We start from the raw sequence: 26,648 nt of genomic DNA, 5'->3' as shown, positions 1-26,648 counted from the left end.
CGTCGCATCCCCGTCCCCGTCACGCGGTCCCCCCACGGGCCTGAACGGCGGCGACGTGCATCCGTTCCGACATGGCGTGCGACCCCAGCTGCCGCTGTAGCTCGGCCATGCCCTTGGAGGTCTGGCTCTTCACCGTACCCACCGATATCCCGAGGGCGTTCGCCGTGTCCTTCTCGGACAGATCGAAGGCGTGCCGCAGCACGACGCAGGCGCGCTTGCGGAACGGCAGCCTGCGCAGGGCCTCCTGGACGTCGATCACGGCGGGCACGTCCGGGTCCTGCGTCTCTTCGCCGCGCGTCGACCAGAACAGCGTGACGCGGCGGCGCTCACGGACCGAGCTGCGGATGTGGCTGCGCGCCAAGTTGGCGACCACTCCGCGCGCGTACGCGGCGGGGTGGTCGGCGGCGCGCACGCGGTCCCAGCGGTGCCAGAGCGCGAGCAACGCGTCGGCCGCCAGGTCGTCGGCGCCGTCGTACTCGCCGGTCAGCAGGTGGGCGAGGCGGGACAGCTCGGCGAAGTGCCGCTCGAAGAAGGCGTGGAACTCGGTGGCCGGGTCACCGGCGGCGGCTCGCGGGGGCACCGTCACCCCACCTCCCCCGCCGTCCCACGCACGGCCACACCGGGCAGCAGGTGCGTCCAGATGCCTTCGGGGAGAGCGGCCGCGGCGTACGGACAGGGCATCAGGCGGTGCTTGAGCCACTTGAACTTCCGGGCCACGGCGGCCGCTTCGGCGCCGAACGCCCACGGTAATCGGTACGGCACTTTGCCGTGCGGGCGGCTGTGCGAGGGCAGCGGGCCGACGGCGAGCCGGCGCTTGAAGACCGCCGGGCTCGGCGTGCCCTCGAAGCCGCCGATGCCGTGGCTCCGGTGCACGGGGAAGCGCTGCCCGCCCGCGGTGGCCGAGCGGGCGAAGACCGTGTTGGGGGTGTCGCCCCTGCCGCGCACGCGCTGGACGGCCGCGCAGGCGGTGCAGCGGTCGTCGTCCGCGCGCAGGTCGCGCACCTCGGTGGCGTACGCGGCCCGCACGCCGCCGCGCATCAGCCAGCAGCCGTCGGTGAACTTCATCGCGTGGGGGTCCTCCGTGTGGGGATGGACGGCGGTCCGTCGGCCTCGTCGAAGGTGAGCCGGGAAAGGCGGGCGGGCCCGCGCAGCGGGACGCGCAGGTCGCGGACTCCGGTGACGGGGAAGGAGGCGGTGCGCGTGGTGGAGCCGTACGCGTCGGCGCCGGGCGGAAAGGTGAAAGGTGAGGGGCGCGGTCGTGTGGCCCGCCGTGAGGTGGACGCTGCCGCCGAGGACAGTCACAGTCGCGGAACAGCAGTCCGCCCTCGGTGCCGCGCTGCTCGTCGTAGGTGTGCGCCGCGAGGCCCGCACCCTGAACGGGCCTCGCGGCAGGAGCGGCGCCGTCGATCTCGACGGCGCCGGTGAGGCGGATGTCCTCGCTGGAGGCACCCGCCAGGTCGTCGTACGGGCCGGGCTCCGGGTCGAACTCGCCGAGCCGGAAGCGGACGGACAGGTGACGGCGTGCCCCGCGGTCGATGCCGGCCTCGCCCACCGGGTCCTGGACCAGGGCGCGCCGCAGGAATCCGGTGAGGGAACGGCGGCTGACGCTCGGTCATGTGGGGGTTCCTTCGGCGGGGCGGAAGCATGCGGTGCGCGAGGGCGGTACATGCGGTGGGGTACTCCGGAGGCCGCTCTTTTTCGAAACGCTTCGATGCTCACCGCACGGCGTCCCCATGTCAAGCAGCAGGGAATCCGGCCTCCCGAACACACCAGGAGTAGCGGCCGGTCATTCAACTCACGCCACCCACCGGGGAATTCGGAAAGGAACCTTGTTGCGCCCCACATCCTCGGCATGAAACCACAACAACATCGAAGCGCTTCGAGATCCGATCGCCGGCCCTACAGCTTCGGGTGAGCGTTCTTCAGGAGCTCCTGGAACTGGGCGGAGAACCAGTGACCGGACAGCGGGGCGTTCGGCAGCGCGCCCGACATGTTGTGGCCGTTGCGCGGGTTACCCGTGTACGTCGGGTCGCACATGCGGTCGAAGCCCTTGCCCTCGTTGTTCGGGATCTCCTTGCTGGCGCCGTCGGACTCGCCCGGCGGCTTCATCCACACGTAGGCGTCGATACCGGCGGCCGGCGCGGCCTTGGGGCGCTCGCCGAGGCCCGCGCCGGACTGGTTGCACCAGTTGCCGACGTGGATGCGGCGGTCGATGCGGCCGCCGTTCACGTAGGTGTTCACGTCGGTGGTGGGGCCGGGTGCCGTCGGCCGGGCGGTGCCGCCCCAGCCGTTGCGGGAGGTGTCGATGAGCATGCCGATGTCGGACTTGAAGCCGGTGGACACGAGCTGGTCGCGGAAGGCCTGCGCGAAGGACAGCTCGTCGGTGTAGCGGTTCCAGTCGACCCACTTCGACTCGCGCACGGAGCGGCCGCCGACCGTGTCGCCGATCGTGAAGTGGTCCTCCTTCAGGGCGCTGTAGTTGGCGGTGTTGGCGATGAAGCCGTGCACGTTGTCGACGGTGCCGCCCTCGGCGGTCGCGGCCTGGTGCATCACCTGCGCGGACGGGGCGAAGTTGTCGTCCCAGCCGATCCAGCCGTGGTGACCCGCGTCGACGTAGTTGTAGACGTTGGGAACGGCACCCAACTGCTTCAGGGCGTAGCCGACGCCCTTGATGTAGTTGCCGTTGGCCTTCATCACGTCGCACTCGGGGGTCGCCGTGGGGCGGCCGCCGGTGTTGGTGACGAGGTTGGGCAGCGAGTCGATCTCGACGGCGGTGACGATGCGCAGGTTCGCGTACTTGGAGTCGGCGAGGATCTTCGCGATCGGGTCGATGTAGCCCGTCTTGTACCTGTCGATCTCGGTGGGGCCGAGTTCGCCTTCGGCGGCGGCCCTCCTGGACCAATCGGGGTTCACATAGACCTTGGCGCCCGCGTAAGGGTTGTCGACACGGTCGGCGGCCTTCGCGCCGCTGTCGCCCGCGAAGGCCACAGCCGTGCCGCCGCTGACGGCGATGACGGTGGACAGGGCGAGCCCGTCGAAACCCTGATCGTGGAAGCACCCGATCACAGCCGACGAACAGTTTCCACAACGCGTCGAAGCCCGCGACGTACGCACCGGAATGGGACCAGCCGTCGCAGTACCCCGCCCGGCTGGACCCCGGCATCGCGCAACACCTCACCCCAAGTCGGCCACGGGCACGGCCGATTGGGCGCTGAGCCTGAGGCGGCAGCGGGAGTCCGGCACGACACGGGCCAGGGCTCCCGCACGAACCGCACACGTCGCCGAACTTCACCACGTCCGCAGCCGGGCCGAGGGGCGGCTCTCGGAGAGCGCCGTCTCGACGGCCGCCTTGATGTCGTCGCTCTGTGCGTCCGAACCCCCCGGGCCGAGGTTCACCATGACCGTCGCCTGCCTGCCGTCGGCCGTGGCACCGGCCATCGTCTCGAAGCCCAGGAAGTCACCTGTGTGTCCCCAGTAGAGGCCACCGCCGGGCAGCGGCCTGCTCTCCAGGCCGAGGCCGTACGCGCGGCCGTCCTCGTTGCCGGTGGGCCGGGTCTTCATCATGTGCCGGAGCTCGGCCGGGCGCAGCAGGTCGCCGCGGAGGAGGGCGCCCAGGAACCGGTTGATGTCGGTGCCGCTGGAGATCACCCCGCCGGCCGTGCCGCCGACGGAGGGGTCGATCCTCGTGACGTCCAGGAGCGGCGCGTCCTTGCCGGGCCGGGCGTATCCGCGCGGGTGCGGACCGGGGATCGCCGAGGAGCGCGGCACGTACGTCTCGCGCAGACGCAGCGGTTCGATGATGCGCTCGCGGATCTCCTCGGCGTACGAATGGCCGGTCACCTTCTCGATGATCATGCCGGCCAGCAGGTAGCCCGTGTTGGAGTAGTCCCAGTCGGTGCCCGGCTCGAAGACCCGGGGGTGTTCGAGCGCCAGGTTCACGAGGTCGCGGGGGTCGCGGTGGACCAGCGGGTCCTTGAGGATGTCCTGCGGCTTCAGGTGGTCGAGGAAGTCGGGCAGGCCACTGGTGTGCTGAAGCAACTGGCGGACGGTGATCACGCGCCCGTCGTTGCCGTGCCCGCGGACGACGCCGGGCAGATAGCGCTCCACCGGGGCGTCGAGGCCGACGCGATGCTCTCCCACCAGCTGCAGCACGGCCGTTGCCGTGAACATCTTGGTCAAGCTGCCGATCCGGAATCTGCTGTCGGGGTGCACCGGCGCCTGGCTCTTCACGTTCGCGAGGCCACTGGTCAGGACCGTGCTGCCGCGCCGGTCCCGCACCTCGGCGAGGGCTCCGGGCACGCCGTCGACGGTGGTCAACCGGTGCAGGAGTGCCTTCAGCCGGGCGTGGTCGGCGGTGCCTGCGGACTCGGCGGCACGGGTTTCGGTGGTCGCGGCGGCACTTCCCGGAAGCGCGGCTCCCGCGAGAGTGACCGCCACGGCGACTGTGAGTGCCCCGCCCAGCGCACGCTTGTGCTTCATCACGTGTACGTCCCTCGATCGTCAAAGTCACGACTGCGGCGATACGCCTCGCGCCTCGCCGCCCTGTGCCCTTCACGATGGCCGCCGGGGGCGGGACGGCACGATGGGGCGCTCATCCGTATCGAGGGTCGGGTCAGCCCCCTTCCCGCACCACCCAGCGGCTGCCCGGTCAGCCGCGCCGGAAGACGGCGACCGTGCGCGCGGGCACCTGGAACGTTCCGGAACTCCTCGCGTACGAGGCCGACTTGACCACCTCGTCGGCGCCCCGCGCCTGCACGGGGTGCAGCGCGTACGCCGCGCCTTCGAGTGCCGCGACACGCTGCGTGCGCTCCTGCGGGGTCGCGTTGAAGACGACCACCAGGTCACCGAGGCGCATCGTGATCACGCCCGGGGTCTCCCCCGGAGTGCCGGACAGCGGGAAGGACAGCCCCTTCTGCACCTGCCCGGTCGTCGCCAGCGAGAACGCCGGTTCGGTGGCGCGGAGCCTCAGCAGGTCCCGGTACGCGGACGACGCGTCCCCGATGTCCGCACAGCCGGGCGACAGCGCCGGGGCGGTCAACAAGGGCTTGCCGTAATGCCACTTGGGCTGGTTGTCGGCGGCGGGCGGCAGCCCACGCCCGAAGCCGTTGCCGTCGCGGCAGTCCCAGTGGATCGCGTTGAACCAGTCCCCGCTGTCGTAGGAGTTGCGGTCGAGGGACTTGGAGCGCAGCAGGTCGCTGCCCGCCTGGTACAGCGCGGGGCCCTGCGAGAGCGTGGCCGTCGCCGACGCGAGGACCTGCATCCGGGCCCGGTCGGCGGCAGGCGTGCCCTGGGGCAGCTTGAAGGCGAGCGCGTCGTACAGCGACTCGTTGTCGTGGGCGTCGGTGTACGCGAGGGCGTCACCGGGCGCGTCGGCGTAGCCCGCGGGGGCGCCGTTGTAGTCGACGTCCGCGCCCGTGACCTTCCGGCCCGCGGAGTCGGTGAAGGCGTACCCGGCCAGGTTGCCGGTGAGGCCGACCTTGATCAGGTCCTGGTAGTGCAGGAGCCGGGCCTTCTGTTCGGCGGGGGTGCCGTTCGCCTTGGAGGTGTTGGGGTCGGTGGAGAGGCCGCTGGCGAAGCCCTGGACGCCGGGGTCCTCGTCGAAGGGGCCGCCGCCGCGCACGGCGTCGCGGGCCCGGTCGGAGAAGGTGGCGATGCCCGTGCCCGCCATGTTCCGCTGCGTGGCCTGCTCGAAGCGGGCGTCGTCGGCGATCTCCCCGAAGTTCCAGCCCTCTCCGTAGAGCACGATCTTCTTGCCGTCGACGCCGTCCTTGCGGAGCGTCAGCGCGTCGAGGGCCTTGCGGACGGCGAGGATGTTGGCCTTCGGGTGGTGGCCCATGAGGTCGAAGCGGAAGCCGTCGACCTTGTACTGCTTGGCCCAGGTGACGACGGAGTCGACGACGAGCCTGCCCATCAAGGCGTTCTCGGGCGCGGTGTTGGCACAGCAGGTGGAGGTGGCGACGGAGCCGTCGGCGAGCAGCCGCTGGTAGTAGCCGGGCACGATCCTGTCGAGGACGGACTTGTCGGCCTGGCCGCTCGCGACGGTGTGGTTGTAGACGACGTCCATGACCGTGCGCAGCCCGGCGCCGTTGAGCCCCTGCACCATCTGGCGGAACTCGACGGTGCGCCGGGTGCCTTCGGGGTCGCTCGCGTACGAGCCCTCCGGGACGGTGTAGTGCAACGGGTCGTAGCCCCAGTTGTACGCGTCCTTGCCGGCCGCCTTGCCGACGCACGCCTGCTGTTCCTCGGAGTCCGGCGCGAGGGACGCCAAGTCGCAGTCCGGGGTGGACTGTTGTGACCTGCGTTCGGGGATGGTGCCGATGTCGAACGCGGGCAGCAGGTGGACGTACGACGTACCGGCCCTGGCGAGCTTGCGCAGGTGTCGCATGCCGTCGGACGTGCGGTCCGTGAACGCCAGGTACTGGCCCTTGTGCGCGGCGGTGCGGTCGCCGATCGAGAAGTCCCGGATGTGCAGCTCCTGGATCTGCGCGTCGCGCAGCGGAGTCGCGGGCGGCTTGCGCAGGGTGCGCCAGCCCTTGGGCGCGAGCTTCGGGTCGTCGAGGTCGACGAGGAGGCTGCGGGCGGAGTCGGTGGTGAGGGCGGTCGCGTAGGGGTCGGTGACCTTGTTCGTGACGACCTTCCGCACGCTCGGCGCCCACACCTTGACGACGTACCGGTACGGCTTGCCCTGCCAGCTCTTCGGCCCCGCGGCCGACCAGACACCCGAGGCCGCGTCGCGCCGCATCGGCACACTCCGGCCGCCGATGTCGAGGCGGACGTCCTGGGCGGTGGGCGCCCACACGGCGAGCGAAGGCTTACCGCGCGTGAAGCCGGGGCCCAGCGCGGTCTTCGTGGCGGCGGGCGCGTACAGGTCGTCGAGCACGCCCTGTGTCTGCACGCCGGTGGCGGCCTTCAGGGTGCCGTCCGACGCCCGGTGGGCCGCGACGAGCTGGCCGGTGAGGGCCGTGCGGATCCGCTCGCGGTCACGCGGATCGACGCGGAAGGCCGCGTAGGTCTTCAGGTGCGGAAACTTCGCCCGCTGGGCGTCGGTGAGGCCGCCGGGGACGGGGGCGAGGCGGATCCGGTGCGCCGCGCCGGTGAGGTCACCGCCCTCGACGGCGATCCCACCGCGCCGCGCGTACACCAACTCCGTGCCGCCGGAGGCGCGTTCACCGCCCGCGTTCCAGGCGACGGTGTCGCGATCGATCCACCGCGCCTCGGCCTTGGCGAGGTCGGGGGCGGCGGCAGGGGTGGTCGGGCCGGGCGCCGCCGCCGCGCCCGTCAGGGGCACGGCGGCGGCGAGCAGGGCCAAGGCCACTGCGGCGGCGGTTCGGCGTACGGAGCCGGTCACGGGGTGCGTTCTCCTTCGAGGTGGTCAGCAGGACCTGAGCGACTACGGTGCGGTGGCGCCCCAAAGGGGCGCGGGGAACTGCGCGACCAGCCACGACGGACCGTCAGGCGCAAGACGACCTCATCCGGCACAACCAGCGGCGCGCCGAGCTCCGGTGTGCAGCGCCAGGGCGGTACCGGGCGCGACGGAAGCCGTAAAGCGGCCGTCACCGTCAACGGTGACGTTCCGCCCGCTCTGCACGTCGCAGTAGCCACCGGCGGGCAGCGAGGTCTGGAACGTACGGTCGAGGGCCGAGCCCTCGTGATTGATGACGACGTACGCCTTGTCACCACGGCCGAAGGCAATGGCATCGTTGCCGTTGTCCCACCAGTCCGTCACGCCCGTACCGCGCGCGGTGTTGCGCAGCTTCACCATGCTCCTGACCTCCGGCCAGGAGTCCTGGCACTTCCAGCCGTCGCTGTAACAGGCGTTCACCTGGCCGCCGTTGGGAGGCCCGGCGTCCCGGTCGGTGAACTCGTAGCCGGAGTGCACGTCGGGCGCGCCGTAGGGCCAGGCCAGCATGAAGACGTGCGCCAGGGTGTGGCTGGAGCCGTCCTTGTAGGTGAGGGTGTCGCCGCCGCGCTCGGTGTCGTGGTTGGCGACGAACACGGCGGACTTGCCGGAGGGCATGTAGCCCCAGCCCTCGCCGTAGTTCTTCAGGTACGAGAGCTTCTCACCGGTGAACACGCGCTTGAGGTCGCGGGCGTACCGGAACTCCTGGACGTCGCCACTGCCGAGGTACTCGTCCGGCGAGACGGCCTCGCCCGCGCCGAAGATGGCCTCCTGCTTCCAGTAGGCGTTCGGGTCGCTCAGGCGTGACTTGATGTTCTTGAGGTCGGCCGCGGCCATGTGCTTGGCGGCGTCCACGCGGAAGCCGTCGACGCCGAGGGAGAGCAGGTCGTTCATGTACGCGGCGATGCGGCCGCGTACGTGGTCCTCGCCGGTGTCGAGGTCCGCGAGGCCGACCAGCTCGCACTCCTGGACGTTGAAGCGGTCCTGGTAGTTGGTGATCTGCGAGGTGCAGTTGTCGAAGTCGGGCCGCGAGTAGATGCCGGGGTAGTCGTACTTCGTGTACGAAGTGCCGCCGGTTCCGGTGCCGTTGCCGGCCGCCATGTGGTTGATGACCGTGTCGACGACGACCTTCACGCCAGCGGCGTGGCAGGTGTCGACCATGTTCTTGAAGGCCGCCCGGTCGCCGAGCCGGCCGCCGATCTTGTAGCTGACGGGCTGGTACGAGGTCCACCACTGGCCGCCCTGGATGTGCTCCTGCGGGGGCGACACCTGGACGTAGCCGTAGCCGTCGGGGCCGAGCCGGTCCGTGCACGCCTTGGCCACCGAGCTGAACTTCCACTCGAAGAGCACGGCGGTGACGTCCTTGGCGCCGGGCGGGGCGGCGGCGGCCTGCGGCGCGCCGCCGACCAGGCTGCCGCCGACTCCGGCGAGAAGAGCGAGCGTCGCGGCCTGCGATCTGCGGCCGACCGAGGGCTTCGTGCGCGTACGACGGGTCACGGGGGCCTCCTGCGCGGGTGAAGTGGGGGGCCTTCGCCGGCAACGTGCCGTACCCGGCAGGCCCTTGAAGGTTGTTGCAGCAAGATTGCGGCAGTGTTTTCGCCCGTGACCGTACGACCGTCAACCATCACGGTCAACCCTTGGGACGCACCTGGGCCGTCGAACCTCGTACGACCAGCTCCGGCTGGAAGACGAACTCCGTGCGCTGCACGGGGTTTCCGTTGATCTCCTCGAGAAGGGCGCCGACCGCCGCCGAGGCCATCGCCTGCACGGGCTGGCGCACCGTGGTCAGCGGCGGGTCCGTGAACGCGATGAGCGGCGAGTCGTCGAAGCCCACCACCGAGACGTCACCGGGCACGGCCAGACCCCGCTCGCGGGCGGCCCGCACGGCGCCGAGCGCCATCATGTCGCTGCCGCACACCACGGCCGTGCAGCCGCGGTCGAGCAGCGCGCTCGCCGCCGCGTGCCCGCCCTCGACGGTGAACAGCGTGCGCTGCACGAGCTGTTCGGCCTCCCCCTCCGTCAGGCCGACGTACTCGTGCAGCGCCGCGGTGAACCCCTCGGCCTTGCGGCGCGAGGGGACGTAGCGCGTCGGACCGATGGCGAGACCGATCCGTTCGTGCCCGAGGTCCACGAGGTGCCGCACCGCCATCCGCACGGCCGCGCGGTCGTCGGGCGACACGAAGGACACCGGGATGTCCGCGTTGTAGCCGTTGATGAGGACGAACGGCACGCCCCGGCCCGCGAGCGCGAGATAGCGCGCGGGGTCGGCGGTGGCGTCGGCGTGCAGCCCTGACAGGAACACGATGCCGCTGACGCCGCGCTCCTCCAGTTGCTCCACCAGCTCGTCCTCTGTGGCGCCGCCCGGCATCTGCGTACACAGCATCGGCGTGTAGCCGTGCCCGGCGAGCACCTGCTCGACGACCTGAGCGAACGCCGGGAAGATCGGGTTGGTCAGCTCGGGGATCACCAGGCCGACCAGGCCCGCGCTGCGGCGTTTCAGGCGCAGCGGCCGTTCGTAGCCGAGCACGTCGAGCGCGGCGAGGACGCGGCGCCGGGTCGCGGCGGCGACGCCCGCCTTGCCGTTCAGGACGCGGCTGGCCGTGGCCTCGCTGACCTCGGCCTGGGCGGCGATGTCCGCGAGCCGCGGGGCGCCCCGGTCGGCGTCCCGCAGCGGCGAGGTCGTCACACCGCCCACCAGGCGGTGGTGTCGGCCGGCAGATCCACGCCGTCGGCGCTCAGGTCCACGGGTCCGCTCGCGAGCAGCAGCTCGCCCGGGGCGGTGAGCCGCACGGTCTCGCCCGTGGTGTTGGCGGTGCACGCGAAGCCCTCGCGGCGGAAGGCCAGTACGCCTTCGGGCGCGTCGGCCCACTCCAGCGCGTCGCCCGCACCGAGCCCCGGCTGGTTGCGGCGCGTCTGCAAGGCCTTGCGGTAGAGCTCCAGGGTCGAGTGAGGGTCGCCGGTCTGCGCCTCCACGCTCAGCTCGCCCCAGCCGTCCGGCTGCGGCAGCCAGCTCCCGCCGGCGCCGAAGCCGTACGACGGTCCCTCGACGGTCCACGGGATCGGCACCCGGCAGCCGTCGCGGAACCCGTCCTGGCCCTGCGCCCGGTGGAACGACGGGTCCTGGCGGACCTCGTCGGGCAGGTCGGTGACGTCGGGCAGGCCGAGCTCCTCGCCCTGGTAGAGGTACGCGGAGCCGGGCAGCGCCAGCATCAGGAGGGTGGCGGCGCGGGCCCGGCGCAGACCGAGCGCGCGGTCGCCCGGGGTGCGCAACTGGGTGCCGAGGCCCGCCGGGTTGGCGAACCGCGTGGCGTGCCGGGTCACGTCGTGGTTGGAGAGCACCCAGGTGGCGGGCGCGCCGACGGGACGCATGGCGGCCAGTGAGCCGTCGATGACCTCGCGCAGTTCGGCGGCGCCCCAATGGGTGCCCAGGTACTGGAAGTTGAAGGCCTGGTGCATTTCGTCGGGGCGTACGTAGTGCGCGGTGCGCTCGACGGTGGGTGTCCAGGCCTCGGCGACAAGCACGCGCTCGCCCGCGTACTCGGCGAGGACGTGCCGCCAGCTGCGGTAGATCTCGTGCACGCCGTCCTGGTCGAAGAACGGCATGGTGTCGTTGCCGAGCAGCTTCAGCTGGTCGTGGTGGCCGATGTCGGGCAGGCCCTCGGCCTTGACCAGGCCGTGGGCGACGTCCACGCGGAAGCCGTCGACGCCCATGTCGAGCCAGAAGCGCAGGATGGAGCGGAACTCGTCGCGTACGGCGGGGTGTTCCCAGTTGAAGTCGGGCTGCTCGGGTGCGAACAGGTGAAGGTACCACTCGCCGGGGGTGCCGTCCGGGTCCGTGGTGCGGGTCCAGGCGGGGCCGCCGAAGATGGACTCCCAGTCGTTGGGCGGCAGTTCGCCGTCGGGGCCCTTGCCGGGGCGGAAGTGGTAGCGCTCGCGCAGGGGCGAGCCGGGGCCCTCCTTCAGGGCGCGCTGGAACCAGTCGTGCCGGTCGGAGGAGTGGTTGGGCACCAGGTCCACGATGATGCGCAGGCCGAGCGCGTGCGCGTCGCGGATGACCGCGTCGGCGTCGTGCAGGGTGCCGAACATCGGGTCGATGGCGCGGTAGTCGGCGACGTCGTAGCCCGCGTCGGCCTGCGGCGAGGCGTAGAACGGGGAGAGCCAGACGGCGTCGACGCCGAGGTCCTCGAGGTGCGGCAGGCGGGCCCGGATGCCCTTCAGGTCGCCCATGCCGTCGCCGTTGCCGTCGGCGAAGCTGCGCGGATAGACCTGGTAGATCACCGCGTCGCGCCACCAGTCCGTACGCGTACGGGAGTCGGGGGCGGCAGGGGCAGCGAGATGCTGGGTCATGTGTTCCCTGGAAGGTCGAGTCTGTGGGCGGTTCGATGGGGGAGCTTCAGGACTTCGTCGCGCCGGCCGTCAGCCCGGAGACCAGGTGCCGCTGCACGAATCCGAAGATCACCGCTGCGGGCACCGCGACGATCACGGCGGCGGCCGTCAGCGAACCCCAGTCGCTGGTGTACTGGTTGACGAAGGTCTGCAGGCCGCCCGCGAGGGTGAGGTTCTCCTCGCCGGTCATGAACGCGGAGGCGTAGGCGACCTCGGCCCAGCCGGTGATGAAGCTGTAGAAGCCGGTCACGGCGAGGCCGGGCTTGGCGAGCGGCATGATGAGCCGCCAGAAGGTGCCGAACGGATTGAGGCCGTCCACCCGGCCCGCCTCGTCGATCTCCACCGGGATGGTGTCGAAGTAGCCCTTCATCATCCACGCGGAGAACGGCACGGCGATGGTCAGATACGTGAGGACCAGGCCCATGGGCTGGTTCAGCAACCCCATGCTCGCGAGCAGGTTGTACAGCGGCACGATGAGCACGGCCACGGGGAACATCTGCGTGATGAGCAGGAGCCACATCAGGGGCCGCATGCCGGGGAACTTGAACCGGCTGACGGCGTACCCGGTCGTCGCCGAGATGAAGACGCCGATGACGGTGGTCAGGCCGACCACGAACAGGGAGTTGCCCACCCAGCTCAGGAACTCGGTGTCGTTCAGGACGTGGTCGTAGTTGCCGAAGGTGAAGTCCTTCACGATCGCCGTGGAGAACGCCTCGCTCTTGGGCTTGAACGAGGTGACGAGCAGCCACAGCGGCGGCAGTACCGCGATGGCGCTGGCGATCAGCAGGGTGACGTGCAGGGCGACGGAGGCCAGCGGGCCGCGCTCGCCGCGCGGCCTGACCCTGGCCTTCGCCTTGTTCTCGCGCGGGGTCCCGGGTGTGGCCGAGGTGGTCTTCATGGTGGTCACCACACCTCTCCTTGCTTGCGGAGCGCGCGGCGGTAGACCACCGCGAAGAGCGTGAGGAGCAGCAGGATGAGCACGCCCCAGGCCGCGGACCCGGCGAAGTCGCGCGGGCTGACGACGAACGAGAGCCGGTAGGCGTACGTCACCAGGATCTCGGTCGCGTCCCCCGGACCGCCCCGGGTGAGCAGGAAGATCACCGGGAACATGTTGAAGGTCCAGATGGCGCTGATCAGGACGACGGTGCTGCTCACCGAGCGCAGGCCGGGCAGTGTGATGTGCCGGAAGCGCTGCCAGGCATTCGCGCCGTCCATCTCCGCGGCCTCGTACAGCTCGCCGGGGATGGACTGCAGGCCGCCGAGCATGGCGACGAGCATGAAGGGCACGCCGAGCCAGACGTTGACGGTGATGACCGAGATCTTCGCCCAGGTGGGGTCGTTGAGCCACGGCACCGCGTCGATGCCGCCGCCCGCGAGGATCTTGTTGAGGACGCCGCTCTTCTCGTTGAAGAGCAGCCGCCACGTGAAGACCGAGACGAAGGCGGGCACCGCCCAGGGCAGGATGAGGGCCATCCGGTAGAAGGAGCGGCCCTTCAGCTTGCGGTTGAGCATGTTCGCGAGGGCGAGGCCGAGCACGAACGACAGGGCGACGCAGGACACCGTCCATATGACGGTCCAGGAGAGCCGGTCCCAGAAGACGCCGTCGTCGAGGATGGCCTTGTAGTTGTCCAGGCCGACCGACTCGTATGTCGCCGGGATGTGGTTGACGCCGATGGTGCGCTCGACGTTCGCCTCGTTGGCGTCCGTCGTCGACAGATATACGCCGCGCAGCAGCGGATAGCCGATGATCACGCCGATGACGACCACCACGGGGGCGACCATGGCCCAGGCGTACCAGTAGGTGGTGAGCGCCCTGCGCAGGCGGCCAGGGTTTTCGGAGGGCTTGCCGGTCCGCCGGCCGCGGCCGTGGACGCGCTCGGCGTCCACGGCCTTGACCACGGAGTGGCCGCTGTCGACCGCCATGCCTACTTGTAGTCCTTCAGGAGCTTGCCGTAGGCGTCGCCGATGTTCTTGGCTCCGTCATCGGGCGACGTGCCGCCGTTCAGCACCTTGCCCATCTGCAGCCGGATCGGCTCGAAGAGGGAGTTGGCCTCGGGGATCCAGGGGCGCTGCACCGACTTGTCGACGGCCGGCTTGAAGAACTGCACCATCTGGTTGTTCTTGACCGACGGCACCTCGTAGACGGAGGTGCGGGTGGGCAGCAGGCTCAGCTTCTCGGTGGTCTGCTGCTGCACCTTCGCGGAGCTCATGTACTTGATGAACTCGTAGGAGGCGTCGAGGTTCTTGGAGCCCGCGTACGCGGCGAGGTTCCAGCCGCCCTGCGGCGAGGCCTGGCGCGCGCTGCCGCCCGGGACGGGCGCGACACCGAGGTTGGCCTTGCCCGCGGAGCCCTTGAACTGCTTGCCCTGCAGGGCGCCCTCGATGGACCAGGGGCCGTCGAGCGCCATCGCGACGTCGCCGTCCTTGAAGGCGTTGAGCTGGTTGTTGTAGCCGTCGCTGGCGTCGGTGACGGCGGCCTTGGAGTCGACCAGGTCCTTCATGACCTCGAAGGCCTTGCCGCCCTCGGCGTCGTCGACGGTGATCTCCTTCTTCTTGGTGTCGAGGAGGTCACCGCCCTCTCCGTAGAGGTACGGGAGGTAGAAGTACGGGTCGTCGCCGCGCAGGTAGAGGCCGGTCTTGCCGGACTTCGACTTGATCTTCTTGGCGGCGGACTTCACGTCCTCGAAGGTCTTGGGGACCTCGACGCCCGCGTCCTTGAGCATCTTCTTGTTGTAGAAGAGCGCGAGGGTGTCGATGGTCTGCGGCGCCGCGTACGTCTTGCCCTTGAACTTGGTGCTCGCGGCGGCCTGCGCGAGGAAGTCGTCCGGCTTGTCGAGCGCGGGCGTGTTCTCCAGGGGCGCGAGGTAGCCGAGGTTGGCGAAGTCGGCGACCCAGGCCACCTCGGTGCGCATCACGTCGGGGGCGCCGGAGTTGCCGCCCGCGGCGTTCTTGAACTTGGCGTTGGCCTCGCCGAACGGCACGTTGACGTAGTCGACCTTGACGCCCGGGTGGAGCTTCTCGAAGCCCTTGGCCAGCTTCTCGTACGTGCCCTTCTCGGCGTCGTTCGAGGTGTCCCAGAAGGTGACGGTCCCGGAGAGCTTGCCTCCGCTCTTCTTCCCGCTGTCACCGTCGTCGCCGCCGCACGCTGCCGCTGTCATCGCCAGGGCTGCGACCAGTGCGGTGGCCGTTATGCCACGCCGCATGTGAACTCCTTCAACTGGTCCCGGAATGGCCCGGAATGAGGAGAGACGAGGAGGTGCCTCCTGCAGGCCGCACTCGAGGCGGCGCCGGGTTGGCAGGAACGTAACAGGCTTGAAAACGTCCCGAAAGACCTTGCGAGAAATTTCTGCAAGAGCGCTGGATCGTTACCGCCGCGTGTCCTGGAGGTTTCCGCCCGGCCGGGCCTGGCCAGGGCGGAGGGCCCCTGCAAGCCTTGCGCAACCGCGAGTGGGCAGGGATCCGCTCTCCCTGTACAGTCCCGTCCATGACCGCGCGGCTCGTCGACATCGCAGCCCAGGCGGGGGTCAGCGAAGCCACTGTCAGCCGGGTGCTCAACGGCAAGCCCGGAGTGGCCACGGCCACCCGCGAAGCCGTCCTCGCCGCGCTCGACGTGCTCGGCTACGAACGGCCCGTCCGGCTGCGCAGAAGCGGCAGCGCGGGCCTGGTCGGCCTGATCACGCCCGAGCTGGACAACCCGATCTTCCCCGCCCTTGCCCAGGTCATCGGCCAGGCCCTGACCCGCCAGGGCTACACCCCGGTCCTCGCCACCCAGACCCCCGGCGGCTCCACCGAGGACGAGCTGACCGAGATGCTGGTGGACCGCGGCGTGGCCGGGATCATCTTCGTGTCCGGGCTGCACGCCGACACCACCGCGGACATGGACCGCTACGAGGCGCTGCGCGCCAAGGGCGTCCCGTACGTCCTGGTCAACGGCTTCTCCCCCAAGATCGACGCGCCTTTCGTCTCCACGGACGACCGGGCCGCCACCCAGCTCGCCGTGCGCCACCTCGCCTCACTGGGCCACACCCGCATCGGCCTCGCGGTCGGCCCCCGCCGCTTCGTCCCGGTGGTCCGCAAGATCGAGGGCTTCCGACTGGGCCTGCGAGAGCGCTTCGACCTCTCCCCCACCCAGGCCGACGACCTGATCCAGCACTCCCTCTACACCCTGGAGGGCGGCCAGGCCGCCGCCACGGCACTCATCGCCAAGGGCTGCACCGGCATCGTCTGCGCCAGCGACATGATGGCCCTCGGCGCCGTCCGCGCCGCCCGCGAACTGGGCCTCGACGTACCCCGCGACATCTCCGTCGTCGGCTTCGACGACTCCCCCCTCATCGCCTTCACCGACCCACCCCTGACCACCATCCGACAGCCCGTCCAGTCCATGGGCCAGGCCACGGTCCGCACCCTCCTGGAAGAAATCGGCGGCACCCCCGCCCCCCACAGCGAGTTCGTGTTCCTGCCGGAGCTGGTGGTGCGGGGGTCCACGGCTTCGGGCCGAGGGCCCCGCACCGACCGTTAGGCCCGCGGGCTCAGCCCCAACGCCCGGACGAGCTGGGCCAGTTCCTCGTGGAAGAGTTTGTCGGGGCTGGGCGTCTGGCCGCGCAGGTGGCCGTAGATCTCCAGTGAGACCAGGCCGTGCAGTCGGCCCCAGATGCGCAGGGCCAGGGCCACGGCGGCCGGGGGCAGGCCGGGGAACGCGGGGCGGAGCTTGTCCAGGAGGGCCGGGTCGAAGTCCGACCAGGTGAAGTCACTGTCCGCGTAGAGGGGTTCGGCCCACGGCCAGGCTTCGGCGGCGAGGCCGGCCAGGCCGGTGCAGACCCGGCGGGCGGCGTCGGGGGCGGGTCCTCCCGGCGGGGCCTGGTAGCCCGGGACGGGGTCGCCGTAGATCAGGCGGAAGCCCTCGGGGTGGGCAAGGGCCCAGTCGCGGAAGGCGTCGGCCCAGGCGTGGACGCGGGTGGCGGCGTCCTTGCCGGACGAGGCCTGCCACGCGGCGTCGACCGCGTCGGCCAGCGCGGTGTACACGTCGTCGATGAGCGTGCTGACCAGGTCGTCCCTGGTGGCGAAGTAGCCGTAGATGGCGTTGGCCGTCATGCCCATCTCGCGGGCGATGGCGCGCAGCGTGATGGCATCGGGCCCGCCCGACGCCATCAGGGCAAGGGCGACCTCCTTGATCTCCGCCGTCGTCTCGGCGCGCAACCGCTCACGGCGGCCTCTGGTCCCCTTGTTTCCCGCAGTGCTTCCCACGCCTGGAACTTTACAGCGCTCCGATAGTGATTGCCGTATCAAAACTTCACACCGTATAGTTTCGGCACGCCACACAGAACGCTCTGTGGCGTGGACAAGGGGAGAGTCATGCACATCGGAGTCATCGGGGCCACGGGCACCATCGGCAGCCGTGTCGTCAGCGAGGCGCTCGGGCGGGGGCACACGGTCACGGCCTTCACCCGGGACGCCTCCCGTGTCACGGAGGACCGGCAGAACATCACCTGGCGGAACGTCGACGTGTTCGACGCCGCGGGCGTCGCGGACGCGCTGCCCGGCATGGACGTACTGATCAGTGGCTATCAGCCGGGCAACGCCGCCCAGGACATGGCCGACACCCTGCGCCGCTCGATCGCCGACCCGACCGTGTACGCCACGGCCGCGCGAGCCCTGCTCAAGGCCCTGGAGAGCCACCCGCGCACTCGGCTCATCGTGATCGGCGGGGCGGGCAGCCTGGAGATCGCGCCCGGCGTCGCGCACGCCGACTCCGACGAGGTGGTGCACGCGAGCCTCGACGGGCTCGGCCTGCCGCGGGAGTACGCCGTCGCTGTGCGCGGGCACCGCGAGGCGCTGAACGTCCTGCGCCTCTCCGAGCGGCTGTGGACCTACTTCAGCCCGGCGGAGGACATCGCGCCCGGCGAGCGCACGGGGCGTTTCCGCGTCGGCGGCGACCAGCCGGTCCTCGACGCCGAGGGGCGCAGCCGCATCTCGGCCGAGGACGCGGCGGTCGCCCTCGTCGACGAGGCGGAGCTGCCGCGGTTCGTGCAGCGGCGGTTCACGGTCGGGTACTGAGGGGGTTGCGCCGGAGGCGGGGCACCGGAGCGGGTTGCCGGAAGTGGCCCACAGGACCGGGCCCCGCCCGCCTCCGGCGCCTGCCCGGCTCCGGCGCCTGCCCGCCTCCGGCGCCCGTTACCCTATTTGCATGGACGCGCAAGGACAGTCGTGGGACGCGGAGGCGGCGGACCGTGCGGTGGCGGTGCTGAAGGCAGTGGCCGACCCCTCGCGGTACCGGCTGCTGTGGGCGCTCAGCCGCCAGGAGCTGCCCGTCAGCGCGCTCGCCGAGCTGCTCGGCGCGCATGTGGCCGCGACCTCCCAGCATCTGGCGAAGCTGCGGGCCGCCGGGCTCGTCGTCTCGCGCCGTGAGGGCACCCGGATCTACTACCGCGCGGCGGATGTACGAGGGCTCCTGGACGAGGCGGCGCTGGTGGCACGCCCCGCCGACGGCGCCGTCACGGCGGTGGCCGACGCGTCACCGGATCCCACCACGGCCGCGCAGGAGCAGACCGCGCCCGCGCGCCGGCGACCGGTCCGGGCGGGCCGCCGCCGCCCGGCAACCGAGCACTAGGGACTGTCCGGGCACCGGCGACTGTCCGGTGGGTCCCCCAACGACCCGCCCTAGCACTCCGGTTCACGCCCCCGGGGCCCGCTGACGTACTCGACGCGCACGGAGTCGTTCTCCCGCACCACCCACAGCGTCCCCCTGGTGGGGCGCCACTTCCGGGCCACGAGGTACACGCGGTCGCCGGATACGTAGAACAGCCTCAGGCCCGTGTAGCGGTACGCGTACGCGCTGCCCTTGCCCGCAACATGCTGGTAGCAGGACCCGTCGCCGCGGATCATGAGGTCCTTCGCGCTGAAGACCACGACGCTGGGGAAGGCGGCCGTGTTCACCGCTCGCGCGGCTTCCTCGGCGCGGCCTCGGCCGACGATGCCCGCGTACGAGGAGACCGCCCAGAAGAGGGAGAGCAGGCACAGGACGAGGGACAGCGCCCAGATCTGGAGGTGCGCCCGGCGTTGGGCGGTGTCGGGTGCGGTTTCCGGTGGGGTCCGGGTGAGGGCGTACGCGGTCGCCAGGAGTCCGGGGATGGCGACGAGGGGGACGACCAGCTCGAAGAGGGCCGGATGCAGGCGGTAGAAGGGCGCGAGGGCGGCGGGCAGCAGCCATCCCCAGCGCATGCGACGTACGGCGGTACGCGTCCGGCCGGGAGAGGTCACGACCCAGCGCTGGAGCCCGATGGCGGCGAGCAGGGCGCCGACGAGCAGCAGGGCGGGCAGGAAGAGGGCTTCGACACTGCGCAGCAGGTACTCGCTGGTGGACAGGCGGAAGATGCTGTCGCGCAGGCCGAGGGCACGGGTCTCGGCGTCGGTGCTGGCCCAGCCGAAGTAGAAGAGGACGGCTGCGAGCAGGGACACCAAGGAGCCTACGGTGCCCAGGAGTTCCATCCAGCTGGGGCGGGTGGGGTCGTCGGGGGCGGGTGCAGGTACGGGTGCTGGTGCGGGCGCCGGGGGCGGCGGAGGAGGCGGTGGAGGCGGTGGAGGCGGTGGGTCGGTCCCCGCGGGAGCAGGGGGGCGCGTGCCCCGGAGGCGGGCTGTCAGTGATCTGAACCAGGATCCGTCGTCCGGCGTGGTCATGGTCGTGGAGCGGCGATCTGGATGGTGCCCGCGTCCAAGGTGACGGTCCCGGCTTTCAAGGTGATCGGTGCCGGACCCGCGGGCATGTCCCGGGGCACGCGGAAGTTCACGGTGGCGTTGTGGCAGCAACCGGCGTCCGGGTTGCCTTCGTTGACTTCGCCGTCGACTTTCCGGTTTCTCAGTTGGATCGTCACCGCGCTGGGCCAGGTCCCGGTCACCGACACCTGGGTTCCGGGGGCCGCCTGCGTGGTGGACACCCTGGTGACGCCCGGCGGGCAGGCCTGAACGCCGTTCGACGCAGGGCGAATTCGAACCCTGCCGTTCGGGTGCGCGGCCCGGAATTCGGCCAGCGCCTGCAGCGTTCGGCGGCCCGCCCGGTACTTGCAGTCTCCCGACGGCACATTCCTGACGGCGGAGTACGCGTCGATCACGCTTTGCCACTCGGCGTCCCGCCCGCCGACGGCATGGCAGGCGGCGATCAGCCCCTCGAGGACCTTCCACGGAGCGGGATTCTCCTGCCACCTTCCCGGTCCCGCCGAGTTGTACTTGTACCTGGCCTCATCGCACTTTCTGGCCTGCACCAAGTCGTAGACGTAATCCTTGTTGATCCCGTTCCACTGCGGGGAATTGGGCCCGAACGGAGGCCAGGAGAACTCCTTGTCGGGGGCCGGCTCGGTGGACCCGTCGTCATCGCCTCCGGAGCCGTCGTCGCCGCGCCCACCGTCGGTCCGGCCTGGCTTCCACGTGGAGCCGCCGTCACCGCTGCCGTCCCAGGTCGCGCCATCCTTGCCCGGGCTCCTGGAGCCCCCGGAGCCGGACGATCCCCCGTTGGCGGAACCCCCGCCGGTGGACCCGCCCTCGCTGGAGCGGTCGCCGGCGGGACCACTGCGACCCGTACCGGACGCATCAGGCACACCGACGGTGTTCGCCGGCCCATCGGGGGTGCCACCACCCCTGGAATCGTCGGGCGATCCGCACCCTGCGGTCACCAGGACTCCCGAGAGGGCGATCGCGCCCATGGCCGTCAGCGGTTTCCACCTGCGCGAATTCGCCCGCCCCAATAAGCCGCCGAGAAACACCTTCATCTTCCGCCCCCACCCCCACAGCACGGCACACCGGCAATGCGGGACCGATTTTATCCACGTGGAGAGATCAAGTACGGAAAGACGCTCCTTCGTCCAACCGGTACTCCTGCCGATCCGCGTCGTACGCGTAAAGCTCCGCGTAGCGACCCCAGTCCGTAGCAGTCTCCAACTGCCGCTCCACCTGTTCGCTCGTGAAGTGGTGGGCGAGCAGGTCCCGGAAGAATCCGGCGCGGACGGCGGCTTCCGGGCGCTGCAGCAGGCTGTTGGTGATCAGCTTCACCAGCGGCACCTCGGTCGCGGCGTGGGCGAAGAGGGGCTTGGACGTCTGTACGTCGGCTTCGGCGAACGCGGTGCCCGCCTCCGTGAGGACCAGGTCGTCGCCGCTCACCCGGGCGAAGCCGAGCAGGTCGAGCGCGTCGACCTGCGGGAGCATGTCGTCGACGTCCAGGCCGAGTTCGTCGGCGAGGTCGGCCAGGTCGCAGCGGCCGCCGCGGTGCGCGACCATCTCCGCGAGGCCGGAGAGGCCGTCGACGGTGGCGGCGGGCAGCGGGGTGCCCGCGACCGTGCGCTTGTCCTGGTCGGCGGATTCGGCGGATTCGACGGTTTCGGCACGGAGGGGCGCCCCGGCCCCAGCCCCCGCACCAGCACCAGCCCCGGAGAGCCGCGTCTCCTTCGCGCGGCCCGTCATGATGCGGTACACGCGGTCGATGAGTTCCTGGAACGCGGGCGCGTCACGGTCCCGCGGGCGGTCGAGGCCGACCTCCACCGTCTCGCGGATGGTGCCGTAGGGGCGGGAGCCGAGGACGACGATGCGGTCGGCCATCAGGACGGCCTCCTCGATGTTGTGGGTCACCAACACGACGGCACGCGTGGGGAATTGACCGGACTCCCACAGCTCCATCAGCTCGCCGCGCAGATTCTCGGCGGTCAGGACGTCGAGCGCGGAGAACGGCTCGTCCATCATCAGCACGTCCGGCTCGACGACGAGGGCCCGCGCGAACCCGACACGCTGCCGCATCCCGCCCGACAGCTCCTTGGGGTACGCGGACTCGAAGCCGTCGAGGCCGATCAGGTCGATGGCCTGCACGGCGGCGCGGGCCCGCTCCTCGGCGGGCACGCCCCGTGCCTCCAGGCCGAGTTCGACGTTCTGCTGCACGGTCAGCCAGGGCAGCAGCGCGAAGGTCTGGAACACCATGGCCGTGCCGGGATTGGCGCCGGTCAGCGGCTCACCGCGGTAGCTGACGGTGCCGGAGCTCGCCGGGATGAGACCGGCCATGCAGCGCAGCAGCGTGGACTTGCCGGAGCCCGACTTGCCGAGCAGCGCGACGATCTCCCCGGCGCGGATCTTCAGGTCGATCCCGGCGAGGACGGGCAGTTCGCCGTCGGCGCCCGCGTACGACTTGGTGAGACCCACGGTTTCGAGCAGGACGTCACCGTCCGCGGCACGTGGCACAGCGGCGGCCGGGCCGGTGGGAGTGGCGGGGGCGCCGAGGGTGCGCAGCTTGCGGAGGGCCTTGAGTGCCATGAGAGGGGCTCCAGTTCGCCGGAGGGAGAGGGAAGTCTGAGGGTGGGCCCGGTCCTGAACCTGGGCTTCGGCCCGGTCGTGGGCCCGGGCTTCGGGCCGATCGCAGGCCCGGCAACGGATCACGCGGGTCACGCGGGTCACGCGGGTCACGCGGGTCACGCGGGTCACGCGGGTCACAGCGCGTACCTGCTGTCCGCAAGGCGGTAGAGCCGCCGCCACAGCAGCCGGTTGAGCCCCACCACGTACAGGCTCATCACCGCGACCCCCGCGATCAGCCGCGCGAAGTCGCCGTCGGACGTGGCCTCCGCGATGTACGCGCCGAGGCCGGTCGCGGTCAGCGTGGTGCCGCCGAAGGTGACGACCTCGGAGACGATGGAGGCGTTCCAGGCGCCGCCGGACGCGGTGATGCCGCCGGTGACGTACGAAGGGAAGATCCCGGGCAGGATCAGCCGCTTCCAGCGCTGCCGGCCGCGTACGCCCAGGTCGTCCATGGCCTCGCGCAGGTCCGTCGGGATCGACATGGCACCGGCGATGGTGTTGAAGAGGATGTACCACTGGGCGCCGAGCGCCATCAGCAGGATGCCGCCCACGTTGATCGAGAGCCCGGTCTTGAGGAAGAACCAGACGGCGATCGGGAAGAGGAAGTTCGCCGGGAAGCTCGCGAGGACCTGCACGATCGGCTGCGCGACACGGGTCAGACGCGGCGAGAAGCCGATGCGTACGCCGATGGGCACCCAGATGGCCGTGGCGACGGCGACGAGCACGATCACGCGGACGAAGGTCACCAGGCCGAGCAGCAGCGGCTCGCCGAACACCCCTAGGCCGGTGCGGTCGTTGAGGTAGAAGCCGAGGTCGACCAGGCCCCACAGGATGAGGCCGCCCGCGACGATCCCGAAGGTGATGTCGCCGGTGCGCCTGCGCCCCGGGTCGACCGTGAGCGGCCGGTCGTCGGTGCCGAACACGCGGGCGGCGCGGCCGAGCACGCGGCCCACGGGACGCAGCACCGTACCGAGCAGGCGCGGCCAGTTGGAGCGGCGCAGGAAGTTCAGGACGACGGAGCGCTGGATCTCGCTGGCCTCGGACTGCTCGTTCTTGAACTTCTCAGCCCAGGCCGTCAGCGGGCGCCAGAACAGGAAGTTCACGCCGATGACCATGACGGCCATGGTGAGGATCGCCCAGCCGACCTTGCCGAGGTCGCCGTCGGTGACGGCGGCTCCGGCGTAGGAGCCGACGCCGGGCAGCGCGTAGTCCTTGTTGTTGACGCTGATCGCCTCGGACGCGACGAGGAAGAACCAGCCGCCGCCGAAGCTCATCATGCCGTTCCAGACCAGGCCGATCATCCCGGCGGGGACCTCGACCTTCCAGAACCGCATCCACTTGGTGAAGCGGAACGACCGTGACAGCTCGTCGAGTTCGCGCGGCAGCGAGGTCAGCGAGTGGTAGAAGCCGAACGTCATGTTCCAGGCCTGCGAGGTGAAGATCGCGAAGATCGACGCGCATTCGAGGCCGAGCATCGAGCCGGGGAACAGGGCGATGAACCCGGTCACGGCGACCGTGAGGAAGCCGAGCACCGGCACGGACTGGAGGATGTCCAGGGCCGGGATGAGGATGCGCTCAAGGCGACGGCTCTTCGCCGCGGCGTAGGCGTACGCGAACGTGAAGACGATCGACGCGGCGAGCGCGACGAACATCCGCAGGAGCGAGCGCGCCGCGTCGTACGGCAGCCGCGAGGGATCGGTGTCCACCTTGACCGACTGGTCGGTGGAGAAGCGGACGGTGGTGCCCTGGCCGACCTGCAGGACGAGGTAGAGCAGGACCAGGACGGCCGCGGCGACGACCACGTCGACCCAGGACATCCGGGACAGTCGGCCGGCGAACCGGGAGGAGAGCGGGGCGCGCGGCGGGGCGCCGCCGGCCTTGAACGACATCACAGGAACCTCCGAGCACACTCTGGGCACAGCGCTGCCCGTGCCGCGACCGCAGGGAACGCGGTCCGGCAGGCGGGGTCACGAAGTGTCAGGTGTGCGCACGTGAACTGGCTGAGGGAAGAGGCGGCCGGGGACGCGCGGTGTCACGCGCGGGCCGCGTCGCGCCGGTCCCGTGCTGTGCCGTGCTGCGCTGTGGCTGTACGGCGGGGAGCGGCGGATCAGGCGCTGCCGGGGAGGCAGCGGTCGCTACTGGGGGGTTCCGCACCCATGGCTGCCTCCTTTCCGGGTTCCGGGCATGCCGGGGTCCTGCCTCCGGCTGCGATGCCGGGGCCTGCCTCCGGAAGTGTGCGCTTCTTTGCGTGGATACGCAAATAAGGACGGCGGGCAACGGGATCCCCGGCACCGACCTTTGCGCTTACTTGCGTAGACATGCAAGTATCGATGACGCGCCGCACCGAGCGCTCCCCCACCCCACGGCCCACCCCAGGAGGTGCCGCCATGCAGTCCCTGACCACGTTCGATTTCGCCCTGCGTCTGGCCACCGGCGTCGGCTGCGGCGCCCTCATCGGCGTCGAGCGGCAGTGGCGCGCCCGCATGGCGGGCCTGCGCACCAATGCCCTGGTGGCGGCCGGGGCCACGCTGTTCGTCCTCTACAGCGAGGCGATGCACGACCCGACGAGCCCGACCCGGGTCGCCTCGTACGTCGTCTCCGGCGTCGGATTCCTCGGCGGCGGCGTCATCATGCGCGAGGGCGCGTCGATCCGCGGGCTCAACACGGCGGCCACGCTGTGGTGTTCGGCGGCGGCGGGCGTCCTCGCGGCCTCCGGGCGGCTGACGCTCGCGCTGCTCGGCGCCGCCACCGTCGTCGCCGTGCACCTCACCCTGCGGCCCACCAGCCGCCTGATCGACCGGGCCCCGCAGGGCAACGCCGACACCACCACGCAGGTCACCTTCCACGTCACCTGCGACCGCCGCGACGAGGCCCACATCCGCGCGCTGCTCATCCAACTGCTCAGCAGCACCGATCCGCGCCTCGCGGGGCTGCGCATCCGGCGCGGCGAGGACGAGGGCACCACCGCGCTGGAGGCCGCGGTCGTCATCGACGGCGCCCCCGGCGCCGACATGGAGCAGCTCGTGACGCGCCTCTCCCTGGAGCCCGGCGTCCGCGATCTGCACTGGCACCTCACCGACCAGGACGACCAGGCCCGCGCCGAGCGCGAAGCGCTGGTCTGAGCACGAAGCGCCGGTCCGAGTGCGAGGCACGCCGGGAATCAGGCCCCGCCGAGCTCCCGCACGACCTCCTCGAGGCCTTCCTTCATGACCCGGACCTGGCTGTCGCTGAGCACGTCGATCAGGTTGGCGCGGACGACCCGGAGGTGGCCGGGCGCGGCCCCCTCCAGGCGCGCCCGGCCCTTGTCGGTGAGGACGGCGTAGACGCCGCGCACGTCGTCGGCGCAGGAGCGGCGGCGCACCAGGCCCGCCTTCTCCATCTGCGTGATCTGGTACGTCAGCCCGCTCTTGGTGGTGAGCACGTCGGCGGCGAGTTCGCTCATGCGCAGCTCGCCGTCCGCGGCGGCGGACAGCCGCACCAGCACCTCGTACTGGACGTGCGAGAGCCCCGACTCGGCCTTGAGCTGCTCCTCGATACGCCGGTCGAGCAGCGCCCCTGCCGTGAGGAAGGCCTGCCAGAGGGCCATCTCGTCGTCGTTCAGCCACTTCGTGTCGCCCATGGGAGCAGCGTACGCCTGTTGTTCAAATTCGAACCATCGAGTACGGTCGACCATGTGCTTCAAATTTGAATCACACTGCCGAGGAGGCGACCGACCATGACCACCGCACCCCTGGATCACCCGGTGTCGCGGATGCCCGCGCTCTTCATGAGCCACGGCGCCCCGACCCTCGCCGAGGACGCCGTCTGGCCCGGCCAGCTCGCCCGGTGGGGCACGGAGCTGGCGCGCCCGAAGGCGATCCTCATGGTCTCCGCGCACTGGGAGGAGGCCCCGCTCGCGCTCGGCGCGACCACGGTCGTGCCGCTGGTCTACGACTTCTGGGGCTTCCCCGAGCACTACTACGGCATCCGGTACGCGGCGCCCGGCGCCCCCGAGCTCGCCGAGCAGGTCCGGGGGCTGCTGCGCACCCCGGGCATGCCGGTGCAGGACCTGCCCGAGCGCGGCCTCGACCACGGTGCGTACGTGCCGCTGCGGGAGATGTACCCCGACGCGGACGTCCCGGTGCTCCAGATGTCGCTGCCGACGCTGGACCCGCGGAAGCTGATGGACATCGGCCGCAGGCTCGCGCCGCTGCGCGACGAGGGCGTGCTGATCGTCGGCAGCGGCCACTTCACGCACAACCTGCGCGCCATCAACCCCCAGAACGAAGTCCCCTCCCCCTTGGCCGAGTTCGACGACTGGGGGCGGCGGGCCCTGGAGGCCGGTGACGTCGACGCGCTGCTCGACTTCGCGCACAAGGCCCCGGCCGCCCGGTACGCCCACCCCCGCGAGGAGCACTTCGTGCCGCTCGCGGTCACGCTCGGCGCGGCGGCGGACGACCTGGGCAGCCAGCGGAGCGTCATCGAGGGCTCGTGGCTGGGTCTTTCGAAGCGGTCGGTGCAGTTCGGCTGAGCCCACCCGCACCGGCTGAACGCCCCGCCG

19 protein-coding genes and 4 pseudogenes are annotated in these 26,648 nt (G+C 70.9%); 6 read left to right on the top strand and 17 right to left on the bottom strand.

Annotation, left to right across the window (positions count from 1 at the left end):
* Positions 1 to 19 precede the first annotated feature (19 nt).
* From IEY91_RS09420 to IEY91_RS09410, 3 genes and pseudogenes are all read right to left on the bottom strand, one after another.
* Positions 20 to 580, bottom strand: coding sequence for a SigE family RNA polymerase sigma factor (locus IEY91_RS09420; protein WP_189173851.1), 561 nt, complete (start codon positions 578 to 580; stop codon positions 20 to 22).
* 17 nt (positions 581 to 597) lie between these two features.
* Positions 598 to 954: pseudogene (locus IEY91_RS09415) on the bottom strand (TIM-barrel domain-containing protein); the annotation flags it as partial.
* Positions 955 to 1,899: 945 nt separating this feature from the next.
* Complete coding sequence (locus tag IEY91_RS09410; RefSeq protein WP_189173601.1) at positions 1,900 to 3,066, bottom strand: glycoside hydrolase family 6 protein; 1,167 nt, start codon at positions 3,064 to 3,066, stop codon at positions 1,900 to 1,902.
* Positions 3,067 to 3,107: 41 nt separating this feature from the next.
* On the opposite strand from IEY91_RS09410, the pseudogene IEY91_RS42820 reads away from it, so the two are divergent.
* Positions 3,108 to 3,215 (top strand): annotated as a pseudogene (locus IEY91_RS42820) (hypothetical protein); the annotation flags it as partial.
* A gap of 73 nt (positions 3,216 to 3,288) precedes the next feature.
* Here the strand turns inward: IEY91_RS42820 and IEY91_RS09400 are convergent.
* From IEY91_RS09400 to IEY91_RS09365, 8 genes and pseudogenes are all read right to left on the bottom strand, one after another.
* Positions 3,289 to 4,479, bottom strand: a complete 1,191-nt coding sequence (locus tag IEY91_RS09400) for a serine hydrolase domain-containing protein (RefSeq protein ID WP_189173600.1) — start codon at positions 4,477 to 4,479, stop codon at positions 3,289 to 3,291.
* Positions 4,480 to 4,648: 169 nt separating this feature from the next.
* Positions 4,649 to 7,237, bottom strand: a pseudogene (pulA, locus tag IEY91_RS09395) (pullulanase-type alpha-1,6-glucosidase); the annotation flags it as partial.
* Between the two features lie 243 nt (positions 7,238 to 7,480).
* A pseudogene (locus tag IEY91_RS09390) lies at positions 7,481 to 8,896 on the bottom strand (alpha-amylase); the annotation flags it as partial.
* Between the two features lie 133 nt (positions 8,897 to 9,029).
* The gene (locus IEY91_RS09385; protein WP_373287912.1) at positions 9,030 to 10,094 is read right to left on the bottom strand and encodes a LacI family DNA-binding transcriptional regulator; all 1,065 of its coding nucleotides are present in this window, start codon (positions 10,092 to 10,094) and stop codon (positions 9,030 to 9,032) included.
* Complete coding sequence (locus IEY91_RS09380; RefSeq protein WP_189173598.1) at positions 10,082 to 11,746, bottom strand: glycoside hydrolase family 13 protein; 1,665 nt, start codon at positions 11,744 to 11,746, stop codon at positions 10,082 to 10,084. The genes IEY91_RS09385 and IEY91_RS09380 overlap by 13 nt, the downstream gene beginning before the upstream one ends.
* Positions 11,747 to 11,792: 46 nt before the next feature.
* Positions 11,793 to 12,683 (bottom strand): sugar ABC transporter permease, encoded by an 891-nt coding sequence (locus IEY91_RS09375; RefSeq protein ID WP_189173849.1) that lies wholly within the window; start codon positions 12,681 to 12,683, stop codon positions 11,793 to 11,795.
* A 5-nt stretch (positions 12,684 to 12,688) separates the two neighbouring features.
* Entirely contained in the window at positions 12,689 to 13,708 is a 1,020-nt protein-coding gene (locus tag IEY91_RS09370) for a carbohydrate ABC transporter permease (protein ID WP_189173597.1), read from the bottom strand.
* Between the two features lie 2 nt (positions 13,709 to 13,710).
* On the bottom strand, positions 13,711 to 14,988 hold the full coding sequence (locus tag IEY91_RS09365) for an extracellular solute-binding protein (RefSeq protein WP_164326732.1): 1,278 nt from the start codon (positions 14,986 to 14,988) through the stop codon (positions 13,711 to 13,713).
* A gap of 281 nt (positions 14,989 to 15,269) precedes the next feature.
* On the opposite strand from IEY91_RS09365, the gene IEY91_RS09360 reads away from it, so the two are divergent.
* Positions 15,270 to 16,304 (top strand): LacI family DNA-binding transcriptional regulator, encoded by a 1,035-nt coding sequence (locus IEY91_RS09360; protein WP_189173596.1) that lies wholly within the window; start codon positions 15,270 to 15,272, stop codon positions 16,302 to 16,304.
* On the opposite strand, the gene IEY91_RS09355 is transcribed toward IEY91_RS09360, so the two are convergent.
* Positions 16,301 to 17,029, bottom strand: a complete 729-nt coding sequence (locus IEY91_RS09355; protein WP_229696818.1) for a TetR/AcrR family transcriptional regulator — start codon at positions 17,027 to 17,029, stop codon at positions 16,301 to 16,303. The genes IEY91_RS09360 and IEY91_RS09355 overlap by 4 nt on opposite strands.
* A gap of 108 nt (positions 17,030 to 17,137) precedes the next feature.
* On the opposite strand from IEY91_RS09355, the gene IEY91_RS09350 reads away from it, so the two are divergent.
* Together IEY91_RS09350 and IEY91_RS09345 are read left to right on the top strand one after the other, a co-directional pair.
* Positions 17,138 to 17,839 (top strand): NAD(P)-dependent oxidoreductase, encoded by a 702-nt coding sequence (locus tag IEY91_RS09350; protein ID WP_164326729.1) that lies wholly within the window; start codon positions 17,138 to 17,140, stop codon positions 17,837 to 17,839.
* 130 nt (positions 17,840 to 17,969) lie between these two features.
* The gene (locus tag IEY91_RS09345) at positions 17,970 to 18,392 is read left to right on the top strand and encodes an ArsR/SmtB family transcription factor (protein WP_189173594.1); all 423 of its coding nucleotides are present in this window, start codon (positions 17,970 to 17,972) and stop codon (positions 18,390 to 18,392) included.
* Between the two features lie 50 nt (positions 18,393 to 18,442).
* On the opposite strand, the gene IEY91_RS09340 is transcribed toward IEY91_RS09345, so the two are convergent.
* From IEY91_RS09340 to IEY91_RS09325, 4 genes are all read right to left on the bottom strand, one after another.
* Positions 18,443 to 19,243 carry a hypothetical protein gene (locus IEY91_RS09340; RefSeq protein ID WP_164326727.1) on the bottom strand — a complete coding sequence of 267 codons (801 nt, stop codon included), beginning with the start codon at positions 19,241 to 19,243 and terminating at the stop codon, positions 18,443 to 18,445.
* A 212-nt stretch (positions 19,244 to 19,455) separates the two neighbouring features.
* Complete coding sequence (locus IEY91_RS09335) at positions 19,456 to 20,544, bottom strand: hypothetical protein (RefSeq protein ID WP_189173592.1); 1,089 nt, start codon at positions 20,542 to 20,544, stop codon at positions 19,456 to 19,458.
* Between the two features lie 67 nt (positions 20,545 to 20,611).
* On the bottom strand, positions 20,612 to 22,069 hold the full coding sequence (locus IEY91_RS09330; RefSeq protein WP_189173591.1) for an ABC transporter ATP-binding protein: 1,458 nt from the start codon (positions 22,067 to 22,069) through the stop codon (positions 20,612 to 20,614).
* 173 nt (positions 22,070 to 22,242) lie between these two features.
* On the bottom strand, positions 22,243 to 23,997 hold the full coding sequence (locus tag IEY91_RS09325) for an ABC transporter permease (RefSeq protein WP_189173590.1): 1,755 nt from the start codon (positions 23,995 to 23,997) through the stop codon (positions 22,243 to 22,245).
* Positions 23,998 to 24,495: 498 nt separating this feature from the next.
* On the opposite strand from IEY91_RS09325, the gene IEY91_RS09320 reads away from it, so the two are divergent.
* On the top strand, positions 24,496 to 25,230 hold the full coding sequence (locus tag IEY91_RS09320) for an MgtC/SapB family protein (protein WP_189173589.1): 735 nt from the start codon (positions 24,496 to 24,498) through the stop codon (positions 25,228 to 25,230).
* Positions 25,231 to 25,268: 38 nt separating this feature from the next.
* On the opposite strand, the gene IEY91_RS09315 is transcribed toward IEY91_RS09320, so the two are convergent.
* On the bottom strand, positions 25,269 to 25,727 hold the full coding sequence (locus IEY91_RS09315) for a MarR family winged helix-turn-helix transcriptional regulator (protein ID WP_164326723.1): 459 nt from the start codon (positions 25,725 to 25,727) through the stop codon (positions 25,269 to 25,271).
* 96 nt (positions 25,728 to 25,823) lie between these two features.
* Between IEY91_RS09315 and IEY91_RS09310 the strand changes: the two genes are divergently transcribed.
* Positions 25,824 to 26,618, top strand: a complete 795-nt coding sequence (locus IEY91_RS09310; RefSeq protein ID WP_189173588.1) for a dioxygenase family protein — start codon at positions 25,824 to 25,826, stop codon at positions 26,616 to 26,618.
* The last annotated feature ends 30 nt before the right edge of the window (positions 26,619 to 26,648 follow it).

This window comes from Streptomyces lasiicapitis, from assembly GCF_014646335.1.
Classification (GTDB): Bacteria; Actinomycetota; Actinomycetes; order Streptomycetales; family Streptomycetaceae; genus Streptomyces; species Streptomyces lasiicapitis.
The sequence above is the reverse complement of the archived record's forward strand: the minus strand, read 5'-3'. Positions and strand labels throughout refer to the sequence as shown.

Coding starts and splice junctions, on each gene's coding strand:
- IEY91_RS09375 (WP_189173849.1), bottom strand. CDS start 12,683: ATGAAGACCACCTCGGCCACACCCGGGACCCCGCGCGAGAACAAGGCG.
- IEY91_RS09345 (WP_189173594.1), top strand. CDS start 17,970: ATGGACGCGCAAGGACAGTCGTGGGACGCGGAGGCGGCGGACCGTGCG.
- IEY91_RS09325 (WP_189173590.1), bottom strand. CDS start 23,997: ATGTCGTTCAAGGCCGGCGGCGCCCCGCCGCGCGCCCCGCTCTCCTCC.
- IEY91_RS09350 (WP_164326729.1), top strand. CDS start 17,138: ATGCACATCGGAGTCATCGGGGCCACGGGCACCATCGGCAGCCGTGTC.
- IEY91_RS09370 (WP_189173597.1), bottom strand. CDS start 13,708: ATGGCGGTCGACAGCGGCCACTCCGTGGTCAAGGCCGTGGACGCCGAG.
- IEY91_RS09335 (WP_189173592.1), bottom strand. CDS start 20,544: ATGAAGGTGTTTCTCGGCGGCTTATTGGGGCGGGCGAATTCGCGCAGG.
- IEY91_RS09320 (WP_189173589.1), top strand. CDS start 24,496: ATGCAGTCCCTGACCACGTTCGATTTCGCCCTGCGTCTGGCCACCGGC.
- IEY91_RS09315 (WP_164326723.1), bottom strand. CDS start 25,727: ATGGGCGACACGAAGTGGCTGAACGACGACGAGATGGCCCTCTGGCAG.
- IEY91_RS09365 (WP_164326732.1), bottom strand. CDS start 14,988: ATGCGGCGTGGCATAACGGCCACCGCACTGGTCGCAGCCCTGGCGATG.
- IEY91_RS09380 (WP_189173598.1), bottom strand. CDS start 11,746: ATGACCCAGCATCTCGCTGCCCCTGCCGCCCCCGACTCCCGTACGCGT.
- IEY91_RS09360 (WP_189173596.1), top strand. CDS start 15,270: ATGACCGCGCGGCTCGTCGACATCGCAGCCCAGGCGGGGGTCAGCGAA.
- IEY91_RS09330 (WP_189173591.1), bottom strand. CDS start 22,069: ATGGCACTCAAGGCCCTCCGCAAGCTGCGCACCCTCGGCGCCCCCGCC.
- IEY91_RS09310 (WP_189173588.1), top strand. CDS start 25,824: ATGACCACCGCACCCCTGGATCACCCGGTGTCGCGGATGCCCGCGCTC.
- IEY91_RS09400 (WP_189173600.1), bottom strand. CDS start 4,479: ATGAAGCACAAGCGTGCGCTGGGCGGGGCACTCACAGTCGCCGTGGCG.